The organism is Micromonospora globosa, from assembly GCF_000717585.1.
GTDB lineage: Bacteria > Actinomycetota > Actinomycetes > Mycobacteriales > Micromonosporaceae > Micromonospora > Micromonospora aurantiaca.
In genome coordinates, this window is record NZ_JNZR01000022.1 from 77,482 (window position 1) to 103,236 (window position 25,755).

Below are 25,755 nucleotides of genomic sequence, written 5' to 3' on the forward strand. Positions count from 1 at the left end.
GGGTGGCTCACGTAAACCGCAAGATCCTTGAGCTGCGGGATCGTCCGTCGACCGATAGGTTGAACAGGTGCTGCCCGTAGCGTTCGCCTCGTCCACCTGGACGGCGACGCTGCGCCGGATCGCCCGCACGGCTGTGGCCGGCCTGGTGCTGATCGCCGGCCTCCAGGGCATCACCGCCGCACCCGCCCACGCCGCCGCGGCCTCGCACGCCACAGTCGCCTCGCACGCCGTCGCCTCGCACGTCGCGGCGATCGAGCACGTCGCGACGCGGCAGGCGGTCACGGCCGGCGCCGCGGAACTCACGGCGGCCGACGCCACGACCGCCGCCCTGCGGACCACCGGCCCCGGCACCCGCCCGGCCGGCACCGAAGGCCTTTCCGCCGACTCCGCCGGGCGCGTTCCCGGCGTCGAGGTCGTCGCCGCCGCCGACCCAGGCCGGGCGCACATCGCCCGTCGCGGTCCGCCGCGCGCCTGACCGGGCAACCCTTCCGGTACGCCCCGGCGCGGTCCCACGGGCCGCACGCCTCGCGCCCTGCCGCGCGTCCCGTCGCGTCCGAGTCACGACGCGCACCCGCCCGGATGTCCGGGCCACAACCGTCGATCGTCCTACGTTCCACCCACGAGGTGCTGGTAATGCAGACCGTCTTCTCCTCCGTCCTGCCCGACATGCCCGCGGCCGCCGTGATCTGGCTGGTCCTGCTCGCCGTGGCCGCGACAGTGGTCGCCGCGCTGATCGTCCGCCCGTCCCGGTTCCGTTCGGAGCTGGTCGACCGGATCAGTGACGCCGCCCGCCCGAGCAGCATCGAACGCGCCGAGCGCGCCCGCGTACGGGACCAGGAGCGGATCCGCTACGCCGACGAGGTGGCAGTGGCCGCCTCCCGTGCGACGGCGACCGCCGAGCGGAGCCGCGCCGAGTGGCTGACCGCCCAGGAGGAGGCCGAGGCTGCCTGGCAGGCGTACCAGGCGGCCGAGGAGGACGTCCGGCGCCTGACCGCCGCCGCGGCGCTGCCGCTGCCCCGGACCGCCCGGACCCCGGCCGAGTACGCGGACCGGGAGCGCTGGCTGCACCGGGCCGCGATGGACGCCCAGTGGCGCGACGAGATCACGGTGCGGCAGCTCAGCGACATCCTCGGCGGCAACGGCTGGGATCCGAGCCGGCACCCGGTGGAGCAGGAACTGCTGCTGCGCCGGCTGGTCCGGGACAACATGGCTGCACGGCACCGGGCCGCCGCGCAGCGGGAGCAGGCCGCCTGGCAGACCGCCGAGCTGGCCGCGGCGGCGGCGCAGAGCCTGCGCGACGAGGCGTTCGCGGCGCTGCACCCGGTCGCCGAGCCGCAGACGGAACTCTCCATCGTCGGGTTCGCCGGGCCCGAGGCCACCCGGGAGCTGCCGACCGGAACGGCGAGCCCCGAGGTCACCCGCGAGCTGCCGCCGGTGGCTCGCGGCCGGGCGGCCGTCGCGGCCTGAAAGCCCGTCACGCGGCAGCGGCCCGACAGGCCGTCACCCGGCAGCGGCCCGACAGGCCGTCGCCCGGCAGCGGCCCGACAGGCCGTCGCCCGGTGCGGGCGCCGAAGGCGAGCACCCCCGCGGCGGGGACGACCGCCGCGCGTGGCGGGCTCGGCTCGGCTAGCGTGGTGGCGTGTCCCGTGAAGCCTGGGTGCTGGTCGTCCTCGCCGCCGTCCTCGCGGCGGCCATGCTGGCCGGGGCGGTGCTGCTCGCCATCCGGGTGGTCCGCACCCGCCGCATGCTCGGCGCGCTCGGCGCCGGTGGCAAGGTCGCGTTCTACGGCGCGCTGATCTACACGATCCTGCCGGTGGACCTGCTTCCCGACCCGATCTACCTGGACGACATGGGCGTGCTGGCCGGCGCACTGTTCTACCTGGGCCGGCTGGTCGCCAAGCACCGCGCCGAGCAGCGGGCCGCCGGGGAGTCCCCGGTGGCGACGTTGCCGCCCGGCGCGGCGCCCCGCCGCTGAGACGTCACCGGCACGGAACGAGGAGACGACATGGCGGCACGGCATCGGTTGGATCCGAGCGACGAACGGGTGGCCCGCTTCTTCGCGGATCGGCACCTCGCCACGCTCACCACACCGCGTGCCGACGGCACCCCGCACGTCGTACCCGTGGGGGTGACCTTCGACCCCGCCACCCGGCTGGCCCGGGTGATCACCTCAGCCGGGTCGGCCAAGGCCCGGCACGTCGCGGCGGGCGGGCCGGACGGCGTCCCGGTCGCGGTGTGCCAGGTCGACGGCCGCTGGTGGCTGACCGTGGAGGGCCGGGCGGTGCTGCGCCGCGACCCGGAGTCGGTGGCCGAGGCCGAGCGCCGGTACGCCGAGCGCTATCGCACGCCGCGTCCGAATCCGGAGCGGGTGGTCATCGAGATCGCGGTGACAGGGCTGCTGGGAAGCCTGCCCGGCTGAGGCGTCTGTCCGGTTCCGCGGTGGCCCCGGTCACGCCCGGAAATGGGCTGCCGAGGCAGAGCGGTTGAACTCTCCGTACGCCGAGCGCCACTCCTGGTGCCGCGTCTCCCGCACGGAGCCGTCGACCCCCGAATGGAGCCTCGACCATGAACCCGATCATCCGTAAGTGTGTGCTGTCCGTCGCCGGTCTGGCCGCGGCCGGTGGTGCCGTCGCCGGTCCGGCCGCCGCCGCCCACGCCGCCCCGGTCAAGGGCAAGGGTGACCGCGCCGCCGACTACGAGTACCAGGCACAGCCGAACTTCTTCTACTGCGGTCCCGCCTCGACCCGGATCGCGCTGTCGGCCGAGGGCAAGGACGTGAGCCAGGACGAGCTGGCCGCCAAGCTCGGTACCACCGAGAACGGCACCGACTCGGCCATCGACATCACCCGGGTCCTGAACGAGTACACAGGTGGCAAGTACCGGACCACCGAGATCCGCGACGACGTGGCCACCCGGGAGCAGGTGGACCGCCTGCGCACGGACATCCGTACCGCTGTGGACGACGACCGGCCCGTGGTGGCGAACATCCTGGGCGGCGCCCGGGACGTCGACGGGGTGGAGCACAGCTACCCCGGCCACTACGTGACAGTCGTGCGGTACGAGGGCGACGGCGACCGGGTGCTGATCGCGGACCCGGCCCGGCCGGACGTGCCGACGTACTGGATGGACGTGACCGAGCTGGCCAACTGGATCGCCGGCCGCGGTTACAGCTCCTGACGGACGGGCCGGTCTCCCCTGTGGAGGCCGGCCCGACACGACGGCGGCCACGCTCCCCACCGGGGGCGTGGCCGCCGTCGTGTCCGAAGCGGGTGTACGTCAGCGACCGGTGTCGCCTTCGCCGGTGCGCTGCTGCGCCATGTCGACGCCCTTGTCGATCTGGTTGTCGTACTTGCCGCCGGTGCGCTTGTCCGCAGCGTCACCCGCCTTCTCGATGCCCTGGTCGACCTGCTTGTCGTGCTTGTCCGCGAAGTCCTTGGCCTTGTCCATGAAGTCGCTCATGTCGGATCTCCCTTCGATACGTTGAATGCCTTCCCTAAGGCCGGGGGTACAAACGCCGGGTGGGCGGTTGCGGCCCTGGTGTCGGATCGGCTCGCGTCGGGTACCAACGGCCTCGATCGAGGAGGGCGACGTGGACGACGACGCTGGTATACCCGGGCGGGCACCGACCGCCGGACCGCGGCAGACCTGGGCCGGACTGCCCTGGCCGGTACGGACGGCGGTCACCTGGAGCGCCTGCCTGCTGGTGGTGACGGCCGGGCTGTGGCTGCTGGGGCAGATCGCCGTGCTGCTCGCGCCGCTTGCGGTGGCGCTGGCCGGCACGCTCTTCCTCGCCGCGCTGCTCGACCCGGTCCTGGTACGCCTGCGCCGGCTGCGGGTGCCGGCCGGGCTCGCCGCGCTGCTGAGCATCCTGCTGCTGCTCGGCATCCTGGGCGGTGCCGGCGTCCTGGTCTGGAACCTCACGGCGAGCCAGTTCGGCGAGCTGAGCCAGCAGCTCGACGAGGGGTTGCAGCGCACCCGCGATTTCGTCACGTCCAGCCTGCCGGTCACCGACCAGCAGCTCGACCGGCTCGTGGAGCAGATCCGGCAGGGCCTGAGCAGCGGCGCGCCCGACCCGGTCGCCGGGGCACGCAAGGTCGCCGAGGTCGCGGGCGCGGTGCTGCTCGCCCTGGTGCTGCTGTTCTTCCTGCTCAAGGACGGCCGCTCGATGTGGCGCTGGGTGCTGCGCCGGTTGACCGGCCCGCGCCGGGAGCTGACCGCCGAGGCGGGACGGGCGGGCTGGCGAACGCTCGGCGCGTACAGCCGGGGCACGATGATCATCGCGGCCATCGACGCCATCGGCATCGGGCTGGCCCTGGTCGTGTTGCGTGTCCCGCTGGCCCTGCCGCTCGCCCTGATCACGTTCCTCGGCGGGTTCGTGCCCATCATCGGCGCCACGGTGGCCGGTGCGGTGGCGGTGCTCGTCGCGCTCGCCGCGAACGGCCCCACCACCGCGCTGCTGACGCTGGCCGCGGTGATCGCCGTGCAGCAGATCGAGGGCAACCTGCTGGAACCACTGGTCATGCGGCGGCAGGTGCAGCTGCACCCGGCGGTCATCCTGGTCGTGGTCACCGCCGGCACGCTGGTGGCCGGGGTCGCCGGGGCGTTCGTGTCGGTGCCGATCGCGGCGGTGCTGTGGCGGGTGCTGGACACCGTGCAGCGGCACCGCGCCGCCGAGCGGAGCGGCACCGGCGTTCCCGCACCGACCGCCGACCCGGGCCGCGCCGCCGAGGCAGCGGGCTGATTCCGCCGCCGGTCAGGCGGGGTGCGGCTGGCGCAGGTGCGTGGTGAACCACGTACCTGCCTGGTCGGCCACCTGCTCCAGCGTGCCGGGTTCCTCGAACAGGTGCGTGGCACCGGGCACGATCCGCAGCTCGGCCACCTCGCCCAGCGCGTCCCGGGCCTGCTCGTTGAGCACGATCACCTGCTCGTCCAGGCCGCCGACGAGCAGCAGCGTCGGTGCGCGTACCGCAGTCAGTGAGCTGCCGGCCAGATCGGGCCGGCCGCCGCGGGAGACCACAGCGCCCACCCGGTCCGGCCGGGCCGCGGCGGCGACCAGCGCGGCGGCGGCGCCGGTGCTGGCGCCGAACAGCCCGATCGGGAGCCTCCCCAGTTCCGGGTCGGAGCCCATCCAGTCGACGATCCCGGCGAGGCGCTCGGCCAGCATGCCGATGTCGAAGCGCAGCTCGGCGGTGATCTCGTCCCGGGCCTCCTCGTCGGCGGCCAGCAGGTCGACGAGCATCGTGCCGAGCCCGCGCTCGTTGAGTGCACGCCCGACGGCCATGTTGCGCGGGCTGTGCCGCGAGCTGCCGCTCCCGTGCGCGAACAGCACCACCCCACCGGCTCCCGCCGGCACCACCACGTCCCCGACGAGTCCGCCGTCCACCACAGGCACCGAAACCTCACGCATTCCCCTCACCGCCCCTCCCGCTCTCTCTCCCCCTCCCCCCACGCATACCCCCCACCCCGACGATCATGAAGTTGACGGCCCAGAAAGCGCTCCCCCACCCCGCCAACTTCATGATCAATCCCACCGGGGAAGGCCCCGGGGCAGATCTTGGTACGGAACGGCCCCTGGAGGGGCCATTCCGTACCAAGATCCACAAGGGCAGCACCCCAACCCCGCACCCCGCCCCGGACAGGGTTGATCATGAAGTTGGCGGCAGATTCCGAGATCGAAAACGCCGCCAACTTCATGATCGACGGGGACAGCGGGGAAGCCCGGGGGACAGCGGGGGGTAAGCGCACGCGGGCGGGGTTGCGTTGACGTCGGCGGCAAGGTTTAGCGTCAACCTGGCAGTGAGGGACGGGGGCGGCGGATGCGGATCGGGGAGCTGGCGCAGCGGGCCGGTACGAGCACCCGCACCCTGCGCTACTACGAGGCCCACGGGCTGGTCCGGCCGAACCGGTCCGCCAACGGGTACCGGGTCTACGACGAGGCGGAACTACGCGTCGTCCGTGAGATCCGCTCCCTGCTGGCGATCGGCTTCGGCCTGGACGACATCCGCCCGTTCGTCGCCTGCCTGCGCGCCGGGAACGACTCCGGTGACGTCTGCCCCGATTCGGTGGCGGTGCTGCGGCGCAAGCTCGCCGAGGTGGACGACTACCTCGACCGGCTGGGTGACGTCCGCCGCCGGCTGCACGACCAGCTCGCCCACGCGATCGCCCAACGGGAGGAAACATGCCTCAGGACACGGGGACCGGCCGGCTGAACCCGGTCACCGACGACACCTTCGCGGCCACAGTGCTGGCCGCCGACCGGCCGGTGGTGGTGGACTTCTGGGCCGAGTGGTGCCCGCCGTGCCGGGTGGTGTCGAAGCACCTGGCCGAGCTGGCCGAGGAGTTCGGTGACGCGCTGCGCTTCGTCACCCTCAACACCGACGAGAACCCGGCCACCGCGCGCGCCCACCGGATCATGTCCGCGCCGACCATGCTGGTGTTCCGGGGCGGCGAGGTGGTCGGCTCGATCGTCGGCTCCCGCCCCAAGGACCACCTGCGGCGCAGCTTCGCCCAGCACGTGGACGGCTGAGCCCTCGCCTGGACGGCTGAGCCCTCGCCTGGACGGTTGAGTCGCCGCCGGGCGGGAACGCGCCGGGTGACCACGGACCCCGACCGATCGCGAGGATCGTCATGGCGAAACAGGACAGGTCCCGGGAACAGGAACTCACCGACCAGGAACGCCGTAAGCAGGAGCTGAAGCGCTCGCCGGACTGGGCCGACCGCGCCTCGACGGCGCGGACGTCCGACGATCCGCGGGCCACGGCGCCGCGCGACGCCGGTGGGCGTCCGTCCAACGGCCGCCAGTTCTGAGGTACGCGTACCGAGCGGTCCCGCCCCTCGTGGCGGGGCCGCTCACTCCATGCGTTCGGGCAGGTGCATCAGCGGCGCGCGGCCCTGCGGCTGCTCCGGTTGCGGCCCCCTCGGGTGTGTCGGCGGCACCGCCACGGTGACCGGCTGCGCGGAGGTGACCTGCAGCGGCTCGCCGTGGTGCCGCAGCTCCACGACGGTGTCCGGGCCGCCGTTGCGCAGCGAGTACGTCGTCTGGTGCGGCCGGACGTCGACCCGCAGCCGCATCCCGTGCCACTGGAGCGAGAACTCCAGGCGGCTGAGGCGGCTGGAGAGCCGGGGCGCGAAGGAGAGCATCCCGTCGTGGTCCCGCAGCCCGCCGAACCCGGCGACGAGCGCGATCCAGGCACCTGCGAGTGATGCCATGTGCACGCCGTCGCGGGTGTTCTCGTTGAGGTCGTGCAGATCCATCAGCGCGGCCTCGCGCAGGTAACGGTGGGCCAGTTCGAGGTAGCCGACCTCGGCCGCCAGCACCGCCTGGGTGCAGGCGCTCAGCGACGAGTCGCGTACGGTGCGCCGCTCGTAGTAGACGAAGTTGCGCAGTTTCTCTGCGGCGCTGAACGCGTCGCCCCGCCAGTGCATGGCGAGCACCAGGTCGGCCTGCTTGACGACCTGCTTGCGATAGAGGTCGAAGTACGGGTAGTGCAGCAGCAGCGGGTACTTCTCCGGCGGCGTGTGCTCGAAGTCCCACTCCTGGAAGCGGGTGAACCCCTCCACCTGCTCGTGCACCTCGGTCTCCGCGTCGTACGGGACGTGCATGTCGTTCGCGGCGTCCCGCCAGGCGGCTGCCTCCTCCTCGGTGACGCCGAGGTCGAGCGCCTGGTCCCGGTAGCGCATCGCGCAGTCCGCGGCGGTACGCAGGTTCCGCTGCGCCATCAGGTTGGTGTAGACGTTGTCGTTCTTCACCGCCGTGTACTCGTCCGGGCCGGTCACGCCGTCGATGTGGAACCGTCCGGCGCGGTCGTGGTGGCCGAGCGAACGCCACAGCCGGGCGGTCTCGATCAGCAGTTCCAGCCCGATCTCCCGTTCCAGCGCCTCGTCGCCGGTGACCAGCACGTAGCGGCGCAGCGCGTCGGCGACGTCGGCGGCGATGTGGAACGCGGCGGTGCCGGCGGGCCAGTACGCCGACGACTCCGGCCCTTCGATGGTGCGCCACGGGAAGGCGGCGCCTTCGAGGTTCAGCGTGCGGGCGCGTTCCTGGGCCTGGGCCAGCGTGTCGTACCGCCACTGCAACGCGTCGCGCACCGCGCCGGGCTGCGTGTACGTGAGCACCGGCAGCACGAACATCTCGGTGTCCCAGAACGCGTGGCCGTCGTACCCCGGGCCGGTGAGGCCCTTGGCCGAGATCGGCCGTCGTTCCGCGCGGGCGCCGGCCTGGAGGACGTGGAAGAGGCCGAACCGGACGGCCTGCTGCACCTCGGGGTCGCCTTCGACGCGCACGTCGGCGGCGTCCCAGAACGCGTCCAGGTATTCGCGCTGGGCCCGGCGCAGCCCGTCCCAGCCGTCGAGCCGGGCCGCTGCCAGCGCCGCGCCGACCTGGTCGCGCAGGGCCGGGAGGGACCGGCGGCTGGACCAGCCGTACGTGAGGTACTTGACCACCCGCAGCGTCTGGCCGGGCTTGAGCACGCAGCCGATGGTGGTGCGGACCCAGTCCTCGTACCCCTCGCTCTCGATCGTGGTGCGTTCGGGCCCGTCCACGTCGTGGCCCATCGCGGCGGCGACCCGCAGGCCGCTGACCTTGGTGCGGTGGATGAGCTGGCCGCCGTCGTCGGTGGTCAGCTCCTCCTCGGCCTGCAACGGCGACTCCAGGACGGCGGCGACCCGGGGGTCGCGGCTCTGCGGCGGCAGCGACTCGTTGGCGACCAGCTCGGACTGAAGGATCAGCCGCAGCGGCCCGTCGACCGGCTCGACCTCGTAGTGGATTGCCGCCACCGAGCGCTGGGTGAACGACACCAGCCGGGTGGTGCGGACCTTGACCTCGCGGCCGGCCGGGGAGCGCCAGTGCAGTTCCCGCTGGAGCGTGCCGGCGCGCATGTCGAGGACCCGCTCGTGGGCGAGCAGTTCGCCGTAGCGCACGTCGAGCGGCTCGTCGTCGACGAGCAGCCGGATCAGCTTGCCGTTCGTGACGTTGACGATGGTCTGCCCGGATTCGGGGAATCCGAAGCCGGCTTCCGCGTACGGCAGCGGGCGCAGCTCGTAGAACGAGTTCAGGTAGGTGCCGGGCAGCCCGTGCGGCTCGCCCTCGTCGAGGTTGCCGCGCAGCCCGATGTGCCCGTTGGACAGCGCGAACACCGACTCGGACTGGGCCAGCACGTCCATGTCGAGCTGCATCTCCCGGACGTGCCAGGGCTCGACCGGGTACGCCCGTTCCCGGATCACGCGGCCGGCTCCGGGGCGAGCAGGTCGGCGAGGTCGGTGACCACCACGTCGGCGCCGTGCGCCAGCAGTTCGTCGGCCTGGCCGACCCGGTCGACGCCCACCACGTACCCGAATCCGCCGGCCCGCCCGGCGGCGACGCCGGCGAGGGCGTCCTCGAAGACGGCGGCCTGCGACGGTTCGACGCCGAGCAGCCGGGCGCCCTCCAGGAACGTGTCCGGGTGCGGTTTGCCGCGTAGCCCGTTCGCGCGGGCGACCACGCCGTCCACCCGTGCCTCCAGCCAGCGGTCCAGTCCGGCGGCGTGCACCACGGCGGCGCAGTTGGCGCTGGCCGAGACGACAGCGCGGCGCAGTCCGGCCGTGGTGGCCGCCTCCAGGTAGCGCACCGAACCCTCGTACACCTCGACGCCGTCGTGCTCGATCCGCTGGAGCAGGACGACGTTCTTGCGGTTGCCGAGGCCGTTGACGGTGTCCGCCTCGGGCGGGTCGTCCGGCGATCCCTCGGGCAGCGTGATGCCGCGCGAGGCCAGGAATGTGCGCACCCCGTCGGCGCGCGGTCTGCCGTCCACGTACCGGTTGTAGTCCGGTCCGCTGTCGAACGGGTGGAACGGCTCGCCGGTTTCGGCCGACCGGCGTCGCAGGTACGCGTCGAACGTCTCCGCCCAGGCGGCGTTGTGCACCTTGGCGGTCTGCGTCAGCACACCGTCCAGATCGAAGAGACAAGCGTTCACGTGCGCGGGGAGGCCCAGCATCGCTTGAATCTATCCAGCCCTCGCCCCGGGCAAACCCCGTTCGGGGCTCAGCGGTTCGGGCGGAGCGTCCAGATCACTGTGAGCGAGGAGGTGAGCGTGCCGTCCTCGGTGTGGACCTCCACCTCGACCGGGAACTCCGGCCGCCGCCCGGCGTCCAGCTCCGCAAGCACCTCGGCGGGTACGCCGCCGAGCCGCGCGGTCGCCAGCACCGGCCCCACCGCCACCTTGCGGTAGCGGATGGTCGCGGTCACGGCCAGGGGTACGGCCCGGTCGAGCGCCTGCCCGAACGCGGCCAGAACAACCGCGCCCGAGGCGGTCTCCCCCAGCGTGAACATGGCCCCGGCGTGCGGGCCGCCCACGTGGTTGTGGTGCGCCGGGTCGTCGGGGAGCCGGACCACGGCCCGGACCCCGCCCTCGGCCTCGGGCGCCACCTCGACGAACTCGATTCCGAGCGTGCGGGCGAACGGCACGGCGTCGAGGAGACCGGCCGCCACCTGGCGAGAGTCGATGCTCATGCCCGAACGCTACTCGCCAGTAACAACACCGGCAAGGCCGATCCCTGGTCAGCCCGCGCTCAGGTCGGTACGGCGGACGATCCACCAGACGACGAGGAGTGCCAGCGCGGTCAGGCCCAGATAGCCGCCGGCGACGATCAGGTGGAACTCGGGGATCCGGCTGCCCGGCTGGTACTGGAGGTGCTGCTGCAGGTTGTGCTCGACGAAGCAGGCGAGCGTCCGGCCGGTGCCGTTGTCGGGTGGGCAGAGGCGTTGCAGCTCGACCCCGGTGAGCTCACGCCCGGAGGCGTCGAACGCGCCGGACGGCCCGTCGATCCCGTAGTCGATCATGCCGCCCTTGACGACCAGGGCGTTGTCGCGCAGCACACCCACGCCCGGCCCGCCGATGACGCGGTGCGCGGTCAGCGGCTCCATCAGCGTGGGGTAGCGCCACCGGACGAGATAGGTCAGGCCGACGAAGCCGACGATCACGCCGAACACGGCCGGGAGCGTGCGCTTGATCGCGGCGCCGAGCGCGACACCGACCGCGAACCAGCAGAGGCTGATCACCGCCGGAAGCATCGCGGTGTTGAGGAACGGCCCGTACTCGAACAGGCTCACCGGTGCGACCCGGGCCTGGAGTCGCTCCAGGTGGTCGCTGACACCGGCGACGGCCGAGGTCACCGCCGCCACGAACAGGCCGAGCAGGGCCAGCCGGGTCCAGAGCCACCGCTGCGGGGAGACGTCCTGGCTCCAGGCCAGCAGCAGGGTGCGCTGCTCGTGTTCCCTGGTCAGCACCGGGACGCCGACGAACACACCGATCAGCAGCGGCATCCACTGCACCACCTGCGACAGCACGGCCAGCGTCAGGACCAGGCCGGATGAGCCACCGAGCCGCCGGCCCTGCGGCGACTCCTCCGCGCAGAACGTCTCGTGACACTGGTGCCACAGGCTCGTCAGCTCCACCGACAGGTAGGTCATCCAGCCCACCAGGACCGCGGCCAGGACCAGCGTGCCGATCACCGTCCAGCGGTGCTGACGCCAGGTCAGCCAGAGCAGACCGCGTACGCCCCCGGCGTACCCGGGGTCGCTCCGGCGGTTCGGGGGTGCGGACAGCTGGCCGACCGGGCTCATGCGGCTGCCTCCCGCTCGTGCGGCGCGGCGGCCGACGCTCTGAGATGGGTCAGGATCAGCTCGTCCAGGGTGATGGGCTGGGCGGTCCAGCCGGGTGCCACGACGGCGTGGGCCGCCGGTGTCGCCGGCCGCCGGAGGACGAAGGTGGACTGGCGGCCGGTGTGCTGCGCCTGGACGACCGTGCCCGGCCCGGGTGGCTGGTCGGCGCGGGGCCCGGTCAGCCGGACGTGGCTGTCGAGGAGTTCCTCGACGTCGCCGGCGAGGACGGGCCGGCCGGCGTCGAGCAGCAGCAGGTGGTCACCGACGCCGCTCAGCTCGGCGACGATGTGGGTCGACAGCATGACAGTCATGTCGTCGTCGGCGACCTCCGCCAGCAGCTCGCCTGTCACCTCGACGCGGGCCAGCGGATCCAGGTTCGCGAGGGGTTCGTCCAGCAGCAGCACCGCGGGGCGGGAGCCGAGCGCGACCGCCAGCGCGACCTGCGCCCGCTGCCCGCCGGACAGCTTGCCGCAGCGGCGGTCCAGCGGGACGGCGAAGCGGTCGAGCCATGACAGCGCCCGCCGCTGGTCCCACACCCGGTTCGTCGAGCGGCCGAAGCGGAGCATGTCCGACACGGTGAAGTCGCGGTAGAGCGGCTTGTCCTGGGCCAGGATCGCCACCCGGCTGCCACCGTCGGCGGACCCGCCCCGCACCACCTGCCGGCCGTGCACCGACACCGTGCCGCCGGTGGCCGCCAGGGTGCCGGCGATGATGCTCAGCAGCGTCGACTTGCCCGCGCCGTTCGCGCCGACCAGCGCGACGACCCGGTTGGCGGGCAGCGCGAACGAGCACTCCCGCAGCGCCCACACGGCGCCGTAGCGCCGGCTCAGGTCACGCGCCTCGACGGCGACCGGCTCGCCGCTCACGCCGCGCCCTCCGCGTTGTCTCTCCTCGCGGGTGCCGCGTTCGCCGCGATCACGGAGGCGAGCAGCGCCTGGACGTCCTCGTCCTCCAGACCGGCCTCCCGGGCCTGGCCGAGCCACCGGGCCAGGCTGCCGCGCAGGCGGGCCATGACGTGGGGATCGGCGTGCCCGAGCGTCCCGCTGACGAACGTGCCCGCGCCCTGCCTCGCCTCCACCAGGCCGGACAGCTCCAGCTCCCGGTAGGCCTTGAGCACAGTGGTCGGGTTGACGGTGCACGCTGTCACCACGCTGCGCACGGTGGGGAGCTGGTCCCCGGGCCGCAGCGTCCCGATCCGCAGCGCCTCACGGACCTGCCGCACCAGCTGGGCGTACGCGGGGACGCTGCTGGACCGGTCGACATGAAAGTTGATCACCCTGGTGACCCTCCGTCAGATTGTTATGGTTAAGTAGAACACCAGTTAAGCGACATGGCAACGACCGGACGGCGTTTCGGAGGCTGCCGACTCCGGGTAGCGAGTGGCCATGAACCGCGATCTCGCGCGCGGGCTGACGGTGGCGTGGGCGCTGCCGGAGTTCCGCGACGGGCTGCGTCACCTCGTCGACCTCGACGAGGTGACGGTGCTGCTGGCCGCGCTGTCCCTTCCGGACCGCGACCGCGAGGTCGAGCGCAGCGCCCTGGGCCTGCTGCGGTCCGGGCTCGACAGCACCGAGGTCCGGGAGGCGGTGTTGCTGCTGCTGGAGCGGGACACCGTACGCCGGCCGCTCGTCGCCGCGGCGGTGGAGCCGCTCGCCGACCGGCCCGGCCTGGTCACCGCCGTCACGTCCGCGACCGAGGACCCCGGGGTACGCCACGAGGTACGGGCGATGCTGGACAGCGCCGGCGTACGCGAGCTGATCTGGCGGGCGGTCGACGATCAGGTTGGCGACAACCGGTTCGGGCTGATCCGCCGGGCGGCGGTGCTGTTCGTCAGGCACCCGAGCGCACGGCGCCTGGGGTGGGCGCTCCGCCGGCACGGCGTGCTCCGCGAACTGCGCCACAGGGCGTGACCCCTGATCTGCGGTTGCCCGGTCGTGTCACCTCCGAGATCTTCGGGCCCTACTGTCCCGGCTCCTGCTGAGGTCGCTCGGCCGTCACTCGTATCCCATCGCGGGGATGATCTCGCCCAGTTCCCGCTCGACGTACGCGCGGGTGCCGGCGTCGAACTGGTCGTCGCGGTGCGCGAGCTTGTCCGCCTGGAACGTCGACGCGGTGACGGCGTCCTCGACGCCGAGCCGTTCGAACAGGGCCCGCCGCTGCCCGGGCCAGTCGGCCGCCAGGTCCTCCGCCTTCACCTCGACGTATCGCCGGCTCGTCAGGTCGGCCGCGTTCCTCCAGGCCAGCCACCTGTCGTAGACCGGCAGCAGGTAGGCCAGCGCACCGTCGACCGTGGACGGAGCCCACGGCTGGGCCAGGTGGGAGGCGAGCACCGAGATCGGGTGACGCTTGATGTGCACGATCGTCGCCTCGGGCACCAGTTCCCAGAGGAAGTCCAGGTAGAAGAGGTTGAACGGCGTCTTCTCGCACCAGGTCGGCTTGCCCGCGTCGGCCGCCGCCCCGCCGAACAGGGTGTCGACCAGGCCCCGCAGGACGCCGATCAGTTCGCTCCGGTCACGGAAGTACCTCGGGACGACCCGCCGTCGGCTGGCCGGCCCGAACGGCCCGGCGGGCCGGTCGCCGTCGCCGAAGCCCTCCGCGGGCGCGGGCTCCTCGAAGGCGTGCGCGATCACCTGCGGCCAGAGCCGGTGTACGGCGTCCCGATAGCGCCGCTCGCCGACCAGCTCGGGCACGGTCTTGCCACGGTCGTCACGCCGGCCGGGCGCGCGTACGGTGAGGAAGTCGCTCAGCCGGTGCAGGGCGTCCTCACCGACGATGGGGTCGTACCGGTCGGTGAGCGCGTCGGCCAGATCCCGCAGGCCGCCCGGTTCGACGAGGAACTTGGTCTCCATGGGGATCCGGTGGATCAGCGGATGCTGGCCGATGACGTCGGCGATCCGCGACGTGCCCGAACGGCCCGTGCCCGCGACGAAGACCGGTGAGGGGGACGGCATGGACGGCAGTCAAACTCCCGGCCCGGCGCAGGGGCAATCCAATTATCCCCGCCGCGATCAGCTGATCGCCCTCCTGGCCGACGCGGTCGGGTCCGTCACAGTGGCGCACCCGACGCGGGTCGCCGTCGACGGGCCGCCCGCCGCCGGAAAGACCACGCTCGCCGACGAGCTGGCCGCCGTCCTGCGCGCCCGCGGCCGGTACGTCATCCGGGCGACAGTCGACGACTTCCTCTTCCCCCGGGAGCGGCGCTATCGACGGGGTGAGTTCTCGGCGCAGGGCTGCTACGTCGACACCCACGACCACGGGACGCTGAAGCGGGTGCTGCTCGATCCGCTCGGCCCGGGCGGCGATCGACGCTTCCGGCGCACGGCCTACGACCACGCCACCGACGCGGTGCTGTCCCCGCCGCTCACCACCGCTCCCGCCAACGCCGTGCTGGTGTTCGACGGCGTCTTCCTCCTGCGCCCGGAACTGCTCGACCGGTGGGAGCTGCGGGTGCTCGTGTCGGCCGCGCTGGACCGTACCGTGGAGCGTGCGGTGGTCCGGGAGAGCCCGGTGTCGTCCCGGGCCGACGTCGAACGGCGCTGGCGGGAGCGTTACCTGCCCGCCCAGCGGCTCTACTTCGCCACGGCCCGCCCGGCCGAGCACGCCCACGTCGTCGTGCACAACGACGATCCCCGGCAGCCGATCTGGGAGACCCGGACACACCCGGATGGCAGGCTGGCGACCATGGACAGGAATCGGGTGGCCGCCTGGATCGCGGCGTACGAGCAGGCGTGGCGCACACCGGGAACGGCGGCGCTCGGCACGATGTTCACGGCCGACGCGAGCTACCGGCAGGGGCCGTACCGGGATCCGGTCGTCGGCCTGCCCGCCATCACCCGCATGTGGGACAGCGAGCGCGACGGACCCGACGAGGTCTTCGAGATGACATCGGAGATCGTTGCGGTCGACGGCGACACCGCTGTGGCACGGGTGCAGGTCCGGTACGGCGACCCCGTCCACCAGGAGTGGCGCGATCTCTGGATCATGCGGTTCGCCGAGGACGGCAAATGCTTGTCGTTCGAGGAGTGGCCGTTCGCGCCGGAGAAGCGGGCCGCCGCCGCCGGGTGAGAGACGGGCCGTCTAGTCGGCGGATATCTCCCCGAGAACGCGTTGCGCCTCGGCCGATTCCTCCGCGTCCTCGGGGTCGTCGACGGTGCGGGAGTAGGTGGACAGCGTCTTCCAGAGCGCCCAGCCACGTCCGCGCGCCCAGGTCGCGTCGTCCACCGACAGCCGCTCGCGGAATGCCGCCCGGCCCTCGACGCTCAGCAACGTCCAGGCGATCGCCAGGTCGCAGGCCGGGTCACCGACGCCGCATGTCCCGAAGTCGATGACGGCCGCCAGCCGGCCGTGCGCGAGCAGCAGGTTCCCCGAGGCGATGTCGCCGTGGAACCAGCGGTCCACCCCGTCCCAGCGGGCGCCGACCGCCCGCGCCCAGATCTCGCGTACCAGCGCGGCATCGACGCGGCCGTCCAGCGCCAGGAGCGCATGCTCGACCTTCTTGTCGTACGTGCGCAGCGTGCCGCCCCGGAACCAGTTGTGGACGCCCGGCTGCGGACCACCGGCGGCGTCGACGTCCTGCAGGGCCGAGAGGAATCCGGCCAGGTCGAGGGCGAACCGCACCGGGTCGGCGATCCGGTCCACGGCCGCGGTCTCGCCGTCGAGCCAGCGGTAGATCGACCACGGATACGGGTAGCCCGCACCCGGCTCGCCCTTCGCCAGCGGTGCGGGGATGGGCAGTGGCAGCCGATCGGCGAGGGCCGGGAGCCACAGGTGTTCCTTGTCGACGGCCAGGGCGTACTCGGCAGCGCTGGGCAGGCGCACCAGCAGCTCGGGGCCGAGGTGGAAGGTCCAGTTGTCCCAGCCGCCCTTGGCGACCGGTTCGATCCGGAGGGCGGCCAGGTGTGGGAACTGGTCGGCTACCAGGCGACGCACCTGCTCCACGCCGACGGCGGTGCGTCGTGGCGGGGGACCGAGATCCGGTACGTCACTCACGCCCGTTTGGCGTACGCGACGAACGCCGCCCAGCTCGACGGCGTGAACGTCAGCGCCGGCCCCTGCCGGTCCTTGCTGTCCCGCACCCCCACCACACCGGGCAGGTTGTCCGCCACCTCGACGCAGTTGCCGCCGTTACCGCTGCTGCGGGTGCTCTTGCGCCAGGTCGCGCCGGTCAACTCCATCGCTTCGCCGCCTCCGTGATCGCCGCCAGAGTCGCCCCGTGCGGCATCGCCTCCGCGCGAATGGACTCCCACGTCTGCCGCAGTGAGTTCACGTCCACCGTGCGCTCCACGATTGTGCCGTGCAACGGGTTATCCAGATAGCCCAGATCGTCGCCGTCGGCCGGGGTGGCGAGCACGAAAGCACCGTTGAGCCCCGGATAGGCACCGACCGTCTCCGGCACCAGGTGCAGGTGCACCCGGGGCCGCCGTGCCATCTCGATCAGGTGCTCCAACTGCTCCCGCATCACCTTCGGCCCGCCGACCGGGCGAGCCAGCGCCGCGTGGTCGAGCACCACCACGAACTGCGGCGGCGTGGGGCCGTCCAGCACCGCCTGCCGGGCCAGCCGGGCCGCCACCTGCTGTTCGACCGCCTCGCCGACGAACTGCGCGGCCCCTTCGTAGAGCGCTCGGGCGTACCCCTCGGTCTGCAGCAATCCGGGCACCACGAGTGGCTCGTAACTGCGTAACGCCGTCGCCTCCTGCTCGATGCTCACCCACTCGCGGAACCACGGCATCAGCGCCTCCTGCATCAGCGCGTCCCGGATCCGCACCAGCAGGCCGCCGCCGTTCAGCACCTCGTCGCAGCGCTCGGTGAACTCGGCGCGCGGCGCCCGGCGGCACTGCTCGACGGCCGCCACCAGCGACGCCGAATAGCTCACCCGCTCACCCAGCGCCTCCTGGGTCAGCCCGGCATCGGTGCGTAACCGGCGCAGCTCGCCGGCGAACAGTTCCCACAACGGCACACGGATCATCTGCACACCTCTGCACACGGCTGCACACGGAAATCGGCCGGTCGGACGGCCAGGAAGGTGGGGGTGGAACGCCTTCCGACCCTAGCGGCGCGGTGACGAGACTGTCACGCAGTGGAGCCGAATTCGTCCGGTTCCCGCTACCGAGAGGAGTTGCGCCGTGCGACTGCGCTGGTTCCGCTGCCGGGGTGCGTCGGCACCGACACTGCCCCACCGGGTACGGGGCGACAACCTGCCGGAGTGGATGCGGCAGCCGACGCGTCCACTGCCGACGATGGGCCCCGGCCGGGTCGGCAACCTCACCCCGGCCCAGCAGTGGCGGGCGAACGGCGGTCGCTGGTCCGTACCGGAGCAGCGCGGGAACGGCGGCGGCCATCGGTCCGCTCCGGAGAGGCGCCCGGGAGACGGCCACCACGAGGAGCGCCGGTGATCAGCCACCAGCTCGGGCAGCCGCCGGACGGGCCCAGGCCGGATCGCCCCCGGCCGTACCCGTTGCACGCCACCCCGCACACGCCGCTGCGTCCGATGTGGTGCTGCCGGGCCTGCGGCCAGCCGTGGCCGTGCCCGATGGCCCGCCTGCTGCTGCGCAGCGAGTACGAGGACAACCGGATCGGGCTGTCCATCTACCTGTGCGGGCTGCTGTACGAGGCCACGCGCGACCTCTACCGGCTGAACCCGAACGACGCGCCGGCCCCGGCCGACATGTTCGCCCGCTTCGTCGGCTGGGGCCCGTACCGCCGGCACCGGCCCGTCCCTCCGGGCGGCGACTGTTAATAAGGGGCCCTTCCTCTACCGGAGGCGTTAATAGGGTGCCCCTCCTTTCACCGCCAGCCGACGTCGATGCGGTCGCCTCGCTCGTCGAAGAAGTGCAGCGCGTCCATCCGTACCTGCACGGCGAGCGGGTGCCCGGGCGACACCTGCGGGTACGGCGCGAGCCGTACCGCCAGTTCCGCCGGACGACGGTGGTGGCGGCCCGGGTCGGGCAGCACGCTCGTGCGGTTGCCGCCGCCCCCGCCGGCCTCCGGGGCCGGGGCCGACGACTCCGTCGCGCGGCCGGTGAGCCGCTGCATCACCTGGTTGAACCGGCGCAGGCCGCGCTGGCCCGGTGCGGCCTGCTCGACCGGCGTGCCCATCTCGTCGACGACGATCGCGGTGGCGCCGATGTCGAGGAACGCGAGCGACTCGTGGCCGTGGTGCTCCAGGTAGCGGATACGCCCGTGCAGCACGTCACCGGCGGTGTCCGGGGCGACCGGGGTGAGCGCCTCGGCGCGCATGCCGACCACGATCCGCTCACCGTGGTAGTGCGCCACCGCACGGCTGCGGATGTCGTCCCAGGGCAGGTAGAGCGACTGCTCACCGAGGTTCAGCGCGACGTACCGGTCGAGGTGGACGTAGACCGACGCCTCCAGCAGGTTCATCCGAGGGCTGCCCAGGAACGCGGCGACGTAGAGCGTCGCGGGCCGGCCGTACACCTGGGTGGGGGTGCCCACGTCCTGGAGCACGCCCTTGCGCATGATGGCGACGCGGTCGGCCATGGTGAGCGCCTCGGCCTGGTCGTGGGTGACGTAGATGGTGGTGACGCCCAGCTCGCGGGTGAGGCCGGAGATCTCCGCCCGCAGCTCGGCGCGCAACCCGCTGTCCAGGTTGGAAAGTGGCTCGTCCATCAGGAACAGGCCGGGCCGGCGCACTATCGCCCGCCCCATGGCGACCCGCTGCCGCTGGCCGCCGGAGAGCTGGCTGGGCTTGCGCCCGAGCACGTCGCCGATGCCGAGCGCGCTCGCCACGTCCTGGATCCGCTCGCCGCGCGGGCCGGGCTCGACGCCGCTCAGGCGCAGCGGGAAGCCGATGTTGTCGCCGACCGTCATGTGCGGATAGAGCGCGAAGTCCTGGAAGACCATGGCGATCTTCCGGTCCCGCGGTGGCAGGTCGTTCGCCAGCTCACCACCGAGCATGATGGCGCCGGAGGACGGATCCTCCAGTCCGGCCACCATGCGCAGCACTGTCGATTTCCCGCAGCCCGACGGGCCGAGCAGCACCATGAACTCGCCGTCGTTGACGTCCAGATTGATGGTGTCGACCGCGACTGTTCCGTCCGGGAACACCTTGGTGACATCCTTGAGCGCGACGGTCGCCACCGCCACCTCCCCAGCTACTCGCCCCAAACCCGGGAATGACTGTGACCAGGATCATCTGATTCGCACATCGGGTAAACGTGCCATGTTCAGCTCGTGACAGTCCTATTAACCGGTATTCGCCGGGCTCCGCAGTTAAGTGACCTGCCGGTAACCACTTTTACGGCGTTTCGCCGAGGAACACGCGGCGCACCACGCGCTCGGCGGCGTGCCCGTCGTCGAGCGCACAGAACCGCGACCGGAACGCCGTCCGGGCCCGCTCGGCCGCCTCGTCGTCGACCGCGCCGGAACGGAACACGTCGAGCAGGCCGGGGAAGTCCAGCGCCACCGCGCCCGGCGGCTCGGCCAGGAGGTCGAAGTAGACGCCCCGGGCGACCCGGTAGGCGTCCCAGTCCGGCGCGTAGACCACTATCGGCCGGTCCAGCACCGCGTAGTCGAACATCGCCGAGGAATAGTCGGTGACCAGCACGTCCGCCGCCAGGTAGAGGTCCTCCACCCGGTCGTACGCGCTCACGTCCAGCACGCCGTCCGCGGCCGGTCCCCGGGGGTGCCGCTCCCGGTCGTGGAAGTAGTGGCTGCGCATCAGCAGCCGGCCCCGGGGCCCGAGCACGTCGAGCATCCGGTCCGGGTCGAACGGCGGCCGCCACCCGGGCAGGTGCTCCCGGTGCGTCGGCGCGTAGAGCACCACGTACTCGTCGGGTGCGATGCCCAGCGCGGCGCGGACCTGGCCGCGGTCCTCGGCGGTGGCCAGCGCCAGCCGGTCGTTTCGTGGGTAGCCGACCTCCAGCGTGGTGTAGTCCGCCGGGTACGCCCGCTCCCACATCTGGGTGGAGAAGCTGTTCGAGGTGATGCTGTAGTCCCAGCGGTCGACGCGGCGCAGCAGGCCGGCGAAGTTCATCCCCATCGCGCCCACCGGGTAGCGCTGCTGGTCCAGGCCCATCACCTTCACGGGCGTGCCGTGGTGGGTCTGCACGTGCACCGAGCCGGGGCGCTTGCGGACGAAGTCCGGGAAGTTGACGTTGTTGACGAGCCAGCGGGCGCGGGCCAGCACGCGGTGGTACTCGCGGCTGCCGGCCACCACGTACTCGACGCCTGGTGGCAACGTGGCCACCCGGTCGCGGCGGACGATCCACACGCCGCGCACCTGCGGCGCGAGCCGTCGGGCCGCCTCGTAGATCGCCGCCGGGTTGCACGAGTAGCCCCGGTACCAGTAGGCCGCGTACACGGCGAGCGTCGGGTCGATCGGCCGGTGCAGCTCGGCCCGGTAGTACTCGCCCAGTGCCAGGTCACGGGCCCGCCGGGCGGTACGCCGCACCACCGGCGTCACTCGCCGCCGCGCCCGCCGCGCGGTCCGCCGGGCCGTCTCCCCCGCCTGGTGCGCCTCGCGCAACGCGCTGAACGTCCGCCAGCGCCCGGCCGCCACCAGCCGGTGCTTGAGCCCTTCCGGGCCGGGCGGGACCGGGTAGCCCTCGGGCGGCAGGAACCGCACGTAGTCGGCGTGCATCTGGGCGAAGAACGGTGCCCGCAGCTCGGGCGCGATCCGGGCGCCGTTGCCGAGCACCGTCAGGTAGTGCCAGATCATCCGCTCGAAGACGGCCGGTCGCAGCCCGGTCACGTGCCAGCGGTCCATCAGCCCGAACACGCGGTGCCACTGGGCGAAGACCTCGAAGTGCCGGTCCCCCCGGGTCTTCGTGATCGCGCCGGTGCGGCGCTGCCGGTAGTTCAGGCAGATCCGGTCGAGTACGCCGATCCGCCCGGCCGCCATCAGCGCCGGATAGCTGAACGAGACGTCCTCGTACCAGCCCGGCTCGAAACGCAGCCCGCGTTCGAGCAGGAACTCCCGGCGTACCACCCGGTTCCACGCGGTGTGCAGCAGCTTCAGCGTCTCCGGCCGGTCCCGCAGCGTGAACGTCGTGGCGCCGGGCGGGTCGGGGAACACGTCACGCATCGCGCTGCGGGTGCCGATGTTGTTCCAGTGCGCCCGGACGTGGTCGACGATCAGCACGTCCGGCGCGGTGTCGCGAAGCCGGTCCGCGACGTGCGGCAGGCAGCCGGGCACCAGCCAGTCGTCCCCGTCGACGAACCACACGTACTCGCCGACGGCCCGGTCCAGCCCGATGTTGCGGGCCGGACCGAGCCCGACGTTCTCGGCGAGGCGTACCGGGCGGACCCGGGGGTCGCGCAGCGCGTACTCGGCCAGGATCTCGCCGCTGTCGTCCGGCGAGGCGTCGTCGACACCGATCACCTCGATGTCGCCGAACGGCTGACCGAGGATCGAGTCGAGACATTCCCGCAGGTAGCCCTGCACCTTGAAGGCCGGCACAACGAAGCTGATCAAGGTCACCCCGGCCCGCCCTCCGTCAGCCCGGCGAGCGCACACCCCCACGGGCGCGGGCCGGCAGGACCACCCAGGCGAGGACCACGCTCGCGACAAAAACCACGAGAAGGTACGCACCGATTGTAGCTAGAGCGATACTCGCATATCCGGCGATCAGCCCGATTGCCAGCAGCAGCGAACGCCCCGGCCAGCCCAGCGTGGCCGCGTGCAGCGGCGGCGCCGACTGCCGCTTCTCCAGCCGCGCGGTCAGGTCGTAGTGCAGCAGCGTGAGCACCAGGACGTACCCGAAGATCAGCCAGGCCGGGGCCCGGCCCGCCACCCCGACCGCGATGGCGAACAGGTACTCGGCGGCCCGCAACGCGGCCGGCACCAGCCAGTCCAGCGACCCGTCGTGCGGCGCCCGCGACGCCTGCGCGGCCCCCAGCAGCAGCACCAGCGCGAGCACCGGCACGAAGACCGGCAGGTCCCCGCCGCCGTGCACCGCCAGCAGCGCCCACACCAGCGTCCCCGCCGCGCCGAGCGCGCCGAGCACCGCCAGCAGCAGCGGCCGTCGCGCGGTCGGCAGCGTCCGCACCAGCAGGCCGTCGTCACGGTGCAGACCCGCGTCCACAGTGGTCAGCACCGGCACCCGCATCCACCGCGCCCGCAAGGTCCGCAAACCCCCTGTGTACGCGAACGCCAGCGTCCCCCAGACCAGCACCGCGACCAGCGCCACCAGCGGCCCGAACAGCGCGGCGGCGATCGCGATGAGCGCCCACCGCTCACCGATCGGGAACACCACTGTGCGCTTCAGCCAGTACGACACCGAGCCCGTGTCCGCCTGCACCCGCGTCGACGCGGCGTTCAGCTTCCCGCCGATGCCGCCCGCGTCGGCGCTCACCACCTTCGGCCGCCGGGCCGCCTCGTCGTGCAACGCGCCGTACCACGTGTCCGTCATGTGCCGCACTGTCTGCAACGTCATCGCGGCGAGCGCCAGCGCCCAGCCGTACCGGAACCCGGCGTGCGTGGCGCCGAAGCCGAGACCGGCGTAGACCACGTACTCCTTGAACCGGTCGGCCATCGTGTCCAGCCAGCCGCCCCAGGCGCTGAAGTGCCGGGTGTAGCGGGCGAGCTGCCCGTCCACGCAGTCCAGCACGAAACCCAGGTAGAGCAGGACCGCGCCGGCCACCAGCGCGGGCCGTCCACCGGCGCCGAACAGCACCGCCGCGGCCACCGCGAACGCCACCGAGACCATGGTGACCCCGGTCGGGCCGATCCCGATCCGGGCCGCCGCCTTCGTGACGTACGGGGACCAGGTGCTGACGAAGAACGTGGTGAAGAAGTCGTCCCGCTCCTTCACCGACAGCTTCAACTCGGCGCGGTCCTCGTCGACGGCGGCCACCGCCGACTCGGCCGCCACCCGCTGCGCCTCGTCGCCGACCCGGTGCGCCACGAGCAGACGTACCCGATGGGCGAAGATCAGCGTGCCGCGGGCGGCGAGGTCGGCCACGAGCCGGTCCACCGCGCCCAGCGGCCCGCCGCCCGCGGCGCGGCGGGCGGCCTCGGCGAGCGCCGGCAGGTCCGCCGCGCCCACCCGCAGCGCGCCGCCGAACACGCCGCTCGCCTCGGCGGCGCCGACCTCGACCACCTGCCCACGCTCCTCACGCACGGTGGCCTGCCCGGGAGCGGGCGGATCGGTGAGCACCAGCGCCACCGTCGGCCCCACCGGGCTGGTCGCGAGATGCTTGAGTACGGCGGTGTGCGCCACCAGGTCAGCGCCGCTGACCAGCACCGGGCCGGTCGCGGCGGCCACCAGATCGGCCAGCTCGGTCAGGTCGGCGGCGATGCGCACGTCGTCCGCCCCGGCCCGCCGCCACTGCGCGGCCAGCCGTTCGGTGAGGTGGCCCGCCGCCGGGTCGGCGGCGAGCACGATCGCGAGCGTCACCGCTTCGCCGCGTCGGCGTAGGCGGCCAGCGCCTCGTCAATCGTCCCGTCGACGATCAGCCGTCCGGCGTCGAGGTAGAGCCCCCGACGGCAGAACCGGGTGAGGTCCTTGTCGTTGTGTGACACCAGCACCAGCGTGCGCCCTTCCGCGAGAAGTCGCTCGATGGTCGCATAGCACTTCGCGCGGAACTCCGCGTCCCCGACCGCTGTCACCTCGTCCACAAGCAGCACCGGGTGCGGCAGGTGCGCGATCACCGCGAAACCCAGCCGCACCTTCATCCCCGACGAGTAGTGCCGCACCGACGTGTCGATGGCGCGTTCCACCTGCTCACCGGCGAATGAGACGATCTCGTCGAAGTGCTCCCGCAGGTACGCCGACGACAGCCCGTGCAGCCCGCCCACCAGGTAGAGGTTCTCCCGGCCGGTCAGGTCGCCGGAGAACCCGGCGGACAGTTCGAGCAGCGGCGCCACCCGGCCGTGTACGCGGATCGAGCCCTCGTCCGGGATGAGCACGCCGGCGATCAGCCGCAGCAGTGTGCTCTTGCCGGTGCCGTTGCGGCCCACCACGCCCACCGTCTCGCCCGGCTCGACCCGGAACGACAGGTCACGCAGCGGCCAGAACCGGCCCGCGTCCGGGTCGCGGGCGCCCCGGTGCACGATCAGCTCCCGCAGCCGCAGCTGACGGCGCCGGTTGCGGACGAACCGGATGCCGAGCCCGTCCGCCTCGATGATCGGGGCCATTCAGAGTTCCTTCAGCACTGCCGGTTCGAGGCGGTGGAACGCCCACCAGCCCAGTGCCAGCACCAGCACGCTGCCGGACACCGTGATCGTGAGCAGGCGGGCATCAGGGAACTCGTCCGGATACCAGACCGCGTGGTGCAGCTGGAAGATCCCGACCAGCGGGTTCAGCTCGTACCCGATCTTGAGCCAGCCCGGCATGCCCGACTCCCGCACCAGGTCGAGCGGGTAGATGATCGGCGTCGCGTAGAACAGCAGCCGGATGACCAGCCGCATCGTGCGTTCGATGTCGCGCATCAGCACGTTGCCCGCCGACAGCAGCAGCGCCAGGCCCACCAGCAGCACGAACTGCACCGCCACCGCCAGCGGCAGCGCGAGCAGGCTCCAGCCGGGGCGGATCTTCCCCTGGCTCGCGTAGATCGCCGCGACGGCGGCCAGGATCGGCAACCCGGCCAGGTACTCGGCGAACCGTCCGGCGACCCGCCCGATCGGGAAGATCGGCCGGGGCAGGTTCATCGTGGTGATCAGCCGGGACTGCCCGGTGAGCGCGTTAGCGGCCTCGGTCAGCGCCGAACTCGCCCACATCCAGGCGAAGATCCCGGTGATCAGGAACAGCGGGTACGATCCGGCCGCCTCGCCGAGGTGCCGCCGGGTCGCGCCGGAGTAGAGCACGCCGAAGACGAACCAGTAGATCAGGCCCATGCCGAGCGGCTCGATCAACGACCAGAAGTAGCCCAGCACCGACTGCTGGTACTTCACCGCGAGATCCCGGCGGACCAGGATGCGCAGCGAGGTGCGGGCGGACCAGAGCGCCGCGACGCCTGACGTCACCGCATCATGGTCGCTTTGTCAGTCGCGCTCCCGGGCCGGGTGCGGGCCGGGGTCACCCCAACGAGGTCAGCACTCGATCACGTTGACGGCGAGCCCGCCCCGCGCGGTCTCCTTGTACTTGACCTTCATGTCCGCGCCGGTCTCCCGCATGGTCTTGATGACCTTGTCCAGCGACACGTGGTGCACCCCGTCG

31 protein-coding genes and 1 pseudogene are annotated in these 25,755 nt (G+C 72.5%); 14 read left to right on the forward strand and 18 right to left on the reverse strand.

All coding sequences use genetic code 11. From position 1 onward, the window contains the following. The first annotated feature begins 67 nt into the window (after positions 1-67). From IF06_RS0120460 to IF06_RS0120480, 5 genes are all read left to right on the forward strand, one after another. On the forward strand, positions 68-475 hold the full coding sequence (locus IF06_RS0120460; protein WP_030272889.1) for a hypothetical protein: 408 nt from the start codon (positions 68-70) through the stop codon (positions 473-475). A 158-nt stretch (positions 476-633) separates the two neighbouring features. After that, the gene (locus IF06_RS0120465) at positions 634-1,467 is read left to right on the forward strand and encodes a hypothetical protein (protein WP_013283760.1); all 834 of its coding nucleotides are present in this window, start codon (positions 634-636) and stop codon (positions 1,465-1,467) included. A gap of 172 nt (positions 1,468-1,639) precedes the next feature. Further along, the gene (locus IF06_RS0120470; RefSeq protein WP_013283759.1) at positions 1,640-1,975 is read left to right on the forward strand and encodes a YkvA family protein; all 336 of its coding nucleotides are present in this window, start codon (positions 1,640-1,642) and stop codon (positions 1,973-1,975) included. 30 nt (positions 1,976-2,005) lie between these two features. Further along, on the forward strand, positions 2,006-2,419 hold the full coding sequence (locus IF06_RS0120475) for a pyridoxamine 5'-phosphate oxidase family protein (protein WP_030272890.1): 414 nt from the start codon (positions 2,006-2,008) through the stop codon (positions 2,417-2,419). Between the two features lie 146 nt (positions 2,420-2,565). Beyond that, on the forward strand, positions 2,566-3,177 hold the full coding sequence (locus IF06_RS0120480) for a C39 family peptidase (protein WP_013283757.1): 612 nt from the start codon (positions 2,566-2,568) through the stop codon (positions 3,175-3,177). A gap of 99 nt (positions 3,178-3,276) precedes the next feature. Here IF06_RS0120480 and IF06_RS0120485 read toward each other — a convergent pair whose 3' ends face one another. Next, complete coding sequence (locus IF06_RS0120485; RefSeq protein ID WP_013283756.1) at positions 3,277-3,459, reverse strand: antitoxin; 183 nt, start codon at positions 3,457-3,459, stop codon at positions 3,277-3,279. 130 nt (positions 3,460-3,589) lie between these two features. Between IF06_RS0120485 and IF06_RS0120490 the strand changes: the two genes are divergently transcribed. Next, positions 3,590-4,741: an AI-2E family transporter gene (locus IF06_RS0120490; RefSeq protein WP_030272893.1), complete on the forward strand. Its 1,152-nt coding sequence runs from the start codon at positions 3,590-3,592 to the stop codon at positions 4,739-4,741. 12 nt (positions 4,742-4,753) lie between these two features. Here the strand turns inward: IF06_RS0120490 and IF06_RS0120495 are convergent, their stop codons facing one another. Further along, positions 4,754-5,407 (reverse strand): dienelactone hydrolase family protein, encoded by a 654-nt coding sequence (locus IF06_RS0120495; protein WP_030272895.1) that lies wholly within the window; start codon positions 5,405-5,407, stop codon positions 4,754-4,756. Between the two features lie 409 nt (positions 5,408-5,816). Between IF06_RS0120495 and IF06_RS0120500 the strand changes: the two genes are divergently transcribed. The 3 genes from IF06_RS0120500 to IF06_RS0120510 all read left to right on the forward strand — a co-directional run bounded on the left by IF06_RS0120500 (position 5,817) and on the right by IF06_RS0120510 (position 6,807). Next, entirely contained in the window at positions 5,817-6,209 is a 393-nt protein-coding gene (locus tag IF06_RS0120500; protein ID WP_013283752.1) for a MerR family transcriptional regulator, read from the forward strand. Continuing rightward, positions 6,179-6,526 carry a thioredoxin gene (gene trxA, locus IF06_RS0120505; protein ID WP_013283751.1) on the forward strand — a complete coding sequence of 116 codons (348 nt, stop codon included), beginning with the start codon at positions 6,179-6,181 and terminating at the stop codon, positions 6,524-6,526. The genes IF06_RS0120500 and trxA overlap by 31 nt, the downstream gene beginning before the upstream one ends. Before the next feature lie 101 nt (positions 6,527-6,627). After that, positions 6,628-6,807, forward strand: coding sequence for a hypothetical protein (locus IF06_RS0120510; protein WP_013283750.1), 180 nt, complete (start codon positions 6,628-6,630; stop codon positions 6,805-6,807). A gap of 42 nt (positions 6,808-6,849) precedes the next feature. On the opposite strand, the gene IF06_RS0120515 is transcribed toward IF06_RS0120510, so the two are convergent. From IF06_RS0120515 to IF06_RS0120540, 6 genes are read right to left on the reverse strand one after another with little or no spacing between them, the layout of a single operon-like run. Further along, positions 6,850-9,222: a glycoside hydrolase family 65 protein gene (locus IF06_RS0120515; RefSeq protein WP_013473772.1), complete on the reverse strand. Its 2,373-nt coding sequence runs from the start codon at positions 9,220-9,222 to the stop codon at positions 6,850-6,852. After that, the gene (locus IF06_RS0120520) at positions 9,219-9,971 is read right to left on the reverse strand and encodes an HAD family hydrolase (protein WP_030272897.1); all 753 of its coding nucleotides are present in this window, start codon (positions 9,969-9,971) and stop codon (positions 9,219-9,221) included. The genes IF06_RS0120515 and IF06_RS0120520 overlap by 4 nt, the downstream gene beginning before the upstream one ends. A 47-nt stretch (positions 9,972-10,018) precedes the next feature. Beyond that, positions 10,019-10,486, reverse strand: a complete 468-nt coding sequence (locus IF06_RS0120525) for a DUF4442 domain-containing protein (RefSeq protein ID WP_013283747.1) — start codon at positions 10,484-10,486, stop codon at positions 10,019-10,021. A 48-nt stretch (positions 10,487-10,534) separates the two neighbouring features. After that, positions 10,535-11,599, reverse strand: coding sequence for an ABC transporter permease (locus tag IF06_RS0120530; protein WP_013283746.1), 1,065 nt, complete (start codon positions 11,597-11,599; stop codon positions 10,535-10,537). Next, entirely contained in the window at positions 11,596-12,504 is a 909-nt protein-coding gene (locus IF06_RS0120535; protein ID WP_013283745.1) for an ABC transporter ATP-binding protein, read from the reverse strand. The genes IF06_RS0120530 and IF06_RS0120535 overlap by 4 nt, the downstream gene beginning before the upstream one ends. Beyond that, on the reverse strand, positions 12,501-12,914 hold the full coding sequence (locus IF06_RS0120540) for a GntR family transcriptional regulator (RefSeq protein WP_013283744.1): 414 nt from the start codon (positions 12,912-12,914) through the stop codon (positions 12,501-12,503). Before IF06_RS0120540 ends, IF06_RS0120535 begins: the two co-directional genes overlap by 4 nt. A 109-nt stretch (positions 12,915-13,023) precedes the next feature. On the opposite strand from IF06_RS0120540, the gene IF06_RS0120545 reads away from it, so the two are divergent. Continuing rightward, positions 13,024-13,548, forward strand: a complete 525-nt coding sequence (locus tag IF06_RS0120545) for a hypothetical protein (RefSeq protein WP_030272899.1) — start codon at positions 13,024-13,026, stop codon at positions 13,546-13,548. Between the two features lie 84 nt (positions 13,549-13,632). Here IF06_RS0120545 and IF06_RS0120550 read toward each other — a convergent pair whose 3' ends face one another. After that, complete coding sequence (locus IF06_RS0120550; protein WP_084588834.1) at positions 13,633-14,589, reverse strand: sulfotransferase family protein; 957 nt, start codon at positions 14,587-14,589, stop codon at positions 13,633-13,635. On the opposite strand from IF06_RS0120550, the pseudogene IF06_RS33985 reads away from it, so the two are divergent. Together IF06_RS33985 and IF06_RS33990 are read left to right on the forward strand one after the other, a co-directional pair. Beyond that, a pseudogene (locus IF06_RS33985) lies at positions 14,588-15,292 on the forward strand (hypothetical protein); the annotation flags it as partial. The gene IF06_RS0120550 and the pseudogene IF06_RS33985 sit on opposite strands and share 2 nt — an antisense overlap. A gap of 27 nt (positions 15,293-15,319) precedes the next feature. Continuing rightward, on the forward strand, positions 15,320-15,703 hold the full coding sequence (locus IF06_RS33990) for a YybH family protein (protein WP_167545753.1): 384 nt from the start codon (positions 15,320-15,322) through the stop codon (positions 15,701-15,703). A gap of 12 nt (positions 15,704-15,715) precedes the next feature. On the opposite strand, the gene IF06_RS0120560 is transcribed toward IF06_RS33990, so the two are convergent. From IF06_RS0120560 to IF06_RS0120570, 3 genes are read right to left on the reverse strand one after another with little or no spacing between them, the layout of a single operon-like run. Beyond that, complete coding sequence (locus tag IF06_RS0120560; protein WP_030272903.1) at positions 15,716-16,627, reverse strand: aminoglycoside phosphotransferase family protein; 912 nt, start codon at positions 16,625-16,627, stop codon at positions 15,716-15,718. Beyond that, a complete protein-coding gene (locus tag IF06_RS0120565; RefSeq protein ID WP_013283739.1) occupies positions 16,624-16,812 on the reverse strand; it encodes a DUF397 domain-containing protein in 189 nt (62 codons plus the stop codon). Before IF06_RS0120565 ends, IF06_RS0120560 begins: the two co-directional genes overlap by 4 nt. Then, positions 16,803-17,603, reverse strand: coding sequence for a helix-turn-helix domain-containing protein (locus IF06_RS0120570; protein ID WP_013283738.1), 801 nt, complete (start codon positions 17,601-17,603; stop codon positions 16,803-16,805). Before IF06_RS0120570 ends, IF06_RS0120565 begins: the two co-directional genes overlap by 10 nt. 157 nt (positions 17,604-17,760) lie before the next feature. On the opposite strand from IF06_RS0120570, the gene IF06_RS33175 reads away from it, so the two are divergent. Continuing rightward, positions 17,761-18,030: a hypothetical protein gene (locus tag IF06_RS33175; protein ID WP_013283737.1), complete on the forward strand. Its 270-nt coding sequence runs from the start codon at positions 17,761-17,763 to the stop codon at positions 18,028-18,030. Next, positions 18,027-18,374, forward strand: a complete 348-nt coding sequence (locus IF06_RS0120575) for a hypothetical protein (protein WP_013283736.1) — start codon at positions 18,027-18,029, stop codon at positions 18,372-18,374. The genes IF06_RS33175 and IF06_RS0120575 overlap by 4 nt, the downstream gene beginning before the upstream one ends. Before the next feature lie 47 nt (positions 18,375-18,421). Here the strand turns inward: IF06_RS0120575 and IF06_RS0120580 are convergent, their stop codons facing one another. The 6 genes from IF06_RS0120580 to IF06_RS33180 all read right to left on the reverse strand — a co-directional run. Then, positions 18,422-19,735: an ABC transporter ATP-binding protein gene (locus IF06_RS0120580; protein WP_013473757.1), complete on the reverse strand. Its 1,314-nt coding sequence runs from the start codon at positions 19,733-19,735 to the stop codon at positions 18,422-18,424. Between the two features lie 157 nt (positions 19,736-19,892). Beyond that, positions 19,893-22,076, reverse strand: coding sequence for a bifunctional glycosyltransferase/CDP-glycerol:glycerophosphate glycerophosphotransferase (locus IF06_RS0120585; RefSeq protein WP_030272906.1), 2,184 nt, complete (start codon positions 22,074-22,076; stop codon positions 19,893-19,895). 16 nt (positions 22,077-22,092) lie between these two features. Continuing rightward, positions 22,093-23,994 (reverse strand): DUF5941 domain-containing protein, encoded by a 1,902-nt coding sequence (locus tag IF06_RS0120590; RefSeq protein ID WP_013473755.1) that lies wholly within the window; start codon positions 23,992-23,994, stop codon positions 22,093-22,095. Continuing rightward, on the reverse strand, positions 23,991-24,734 hold the full coding sequence (locus tag IF06_RS0120595) for an ABC transporter ATP-binding protein (protein WP_013283732.1): 744 nt from the start codon (positions 24,732-24,734) through the stop codon (positions 23,991-23,993). Before IF06_RS0120595 ends, IF06_RS0120590 begins: the two co-directional genes overlap by 4 nt. After that, positions 24,735-25,562, reverse strand: coding sequence for an ABC transporter permease (locus tag IF06_RS0120600; RefSeq protein ID WP_030272908.1), 828 nt, complete (start codon positions 25,560-25,562; stop codon positions 24,735-24,737). A 66-nt stretch (positions 25,563-25,628) separates the two neighbouring features. After that, on the reverse strand, positions 25,629-25,755 hold a 127-nt coding region (locus IF06_RS33180; protein ID WP_157551510.1), incomplete at its 5' end, for an L-serine ammonia-lyase, iron-sulfur-dependent, subunit alpha.

Coding starts and splice junctions, on each gene's coding strand:
- IF06_RS0120465 (WP_013283760.1), top strand. CDS start 634: ATGCAGACCGTCTTCTCCTCCGTCCTGCCCGACATGCCCGCGGCCGCC.
- IF06_RS0120475 (WP_030272890.1), top strand. CDS start 2,006: ATGGCGGCACGGCATCGGTTGGATCCGAGCGACGAACGGGTGGCCCGC.
- IF06_RS0120480 (WP_013283757.1), top strand. CDS start 2,566: ATGAACCCGATCATCCGTAAGTGTGTGCTGTCCGTCGCCGGTCTGGCC.
- IF06_RS0120485 (WP_013283756.1), bottom strand. CDS start 3,459: ATGAGCGACTTCATGGACAAGGCCAAGGACTTCGCGGACAAGCACGAC.
- IF06_RS0120495 (WP_030272895.1), bottom strand. CDS start 5,407: ATGCGTGAGGTTTCGGTGCCTGTGGTGGACGGCGGACTCGTCGGGGAC.
- IF06_RS0120500 (WP_013283752.1), top strand. CDS start 5,817: ATGCGGATCGGGGAGCTGGCGCAGCGGGCCGGTACGAGCACCCGCACC.
- trxA (WP_013283751.1), top strand. CDS start 6,179: ATGCCTCAGGACACGGGGACCGGCCGGCTGAACCCGGTCACCGACGAC.
- IF06_RS0120510 (WP_013283750.1), top strand. CDS start 6,628: ATGGCGAAACAGGACAGGTCCCGGGAACAGGAACTCACCGACCAGGAA.
- IF06_RS0120520 (WP_030272897.1), bottom strand. CDS start 9,971: ATGCTGGGCCTCCCCGCGCACGTGAACGCTTGTCTCTTCGATCTGGAC.
- IF06_RS0120525 (WP_013283747.1), bottom strand. CDS start 10,486: ATGAGCATCGACTCTCGCCAGGTGGCGGCCGGTCTCCTCGACGCCGTG.
- IF06_RS0120530 (WP_013283746.1), bottom strand. CDS start 11,599: ATGAGCCCGGTCGGCCAGCTGTCCGCACCCCCGAACCGCCGGAGCGAC.
- IF06_RS0120545 (WP_030272899.1), top strand. CDS start 13,024: ATGAACCGCGATCTCGCGCGCGGGCTGACGGTGGCGTGGGCGCTGCCG.
- IF06_RS0120550 (WP_084588834.1), bottom strand. CDS start 14,589: ATGCCGTCCCCCTCACCGGTCTTCGTCGCGGGCACGGGCCGTTCGGGC.
- IF06_RS33990 (WP_167545753.1), top strand. CDS start 15,320: ATGGACAGGAATCGGGTGGCCGCCTGGATCGCGGCGTACGAGCAGGCG.
- IF06_RS0120565 (WP_013283739.1), bottom strand. CDS start 16,812: ATGGAGTTGACCGGCGCGACCTGGCGCAAGAGCACCCGCAGCAGCGGT.
- IF06_RS0120570 (WP_013283738.1), bottom strand. CDS start 17,603: ATGATCCGTGTGCCGTTGTGGGAACTGTTCGCCGGCGAGCTGCGCCGG.
- IF06_RS0120595 (WP_013283732.1), bottom strand. CDS start 24,734: ATGGCCCCGATCATCGAGGCGGACGGGCTCGGCATCCGGTTCGTCCGC.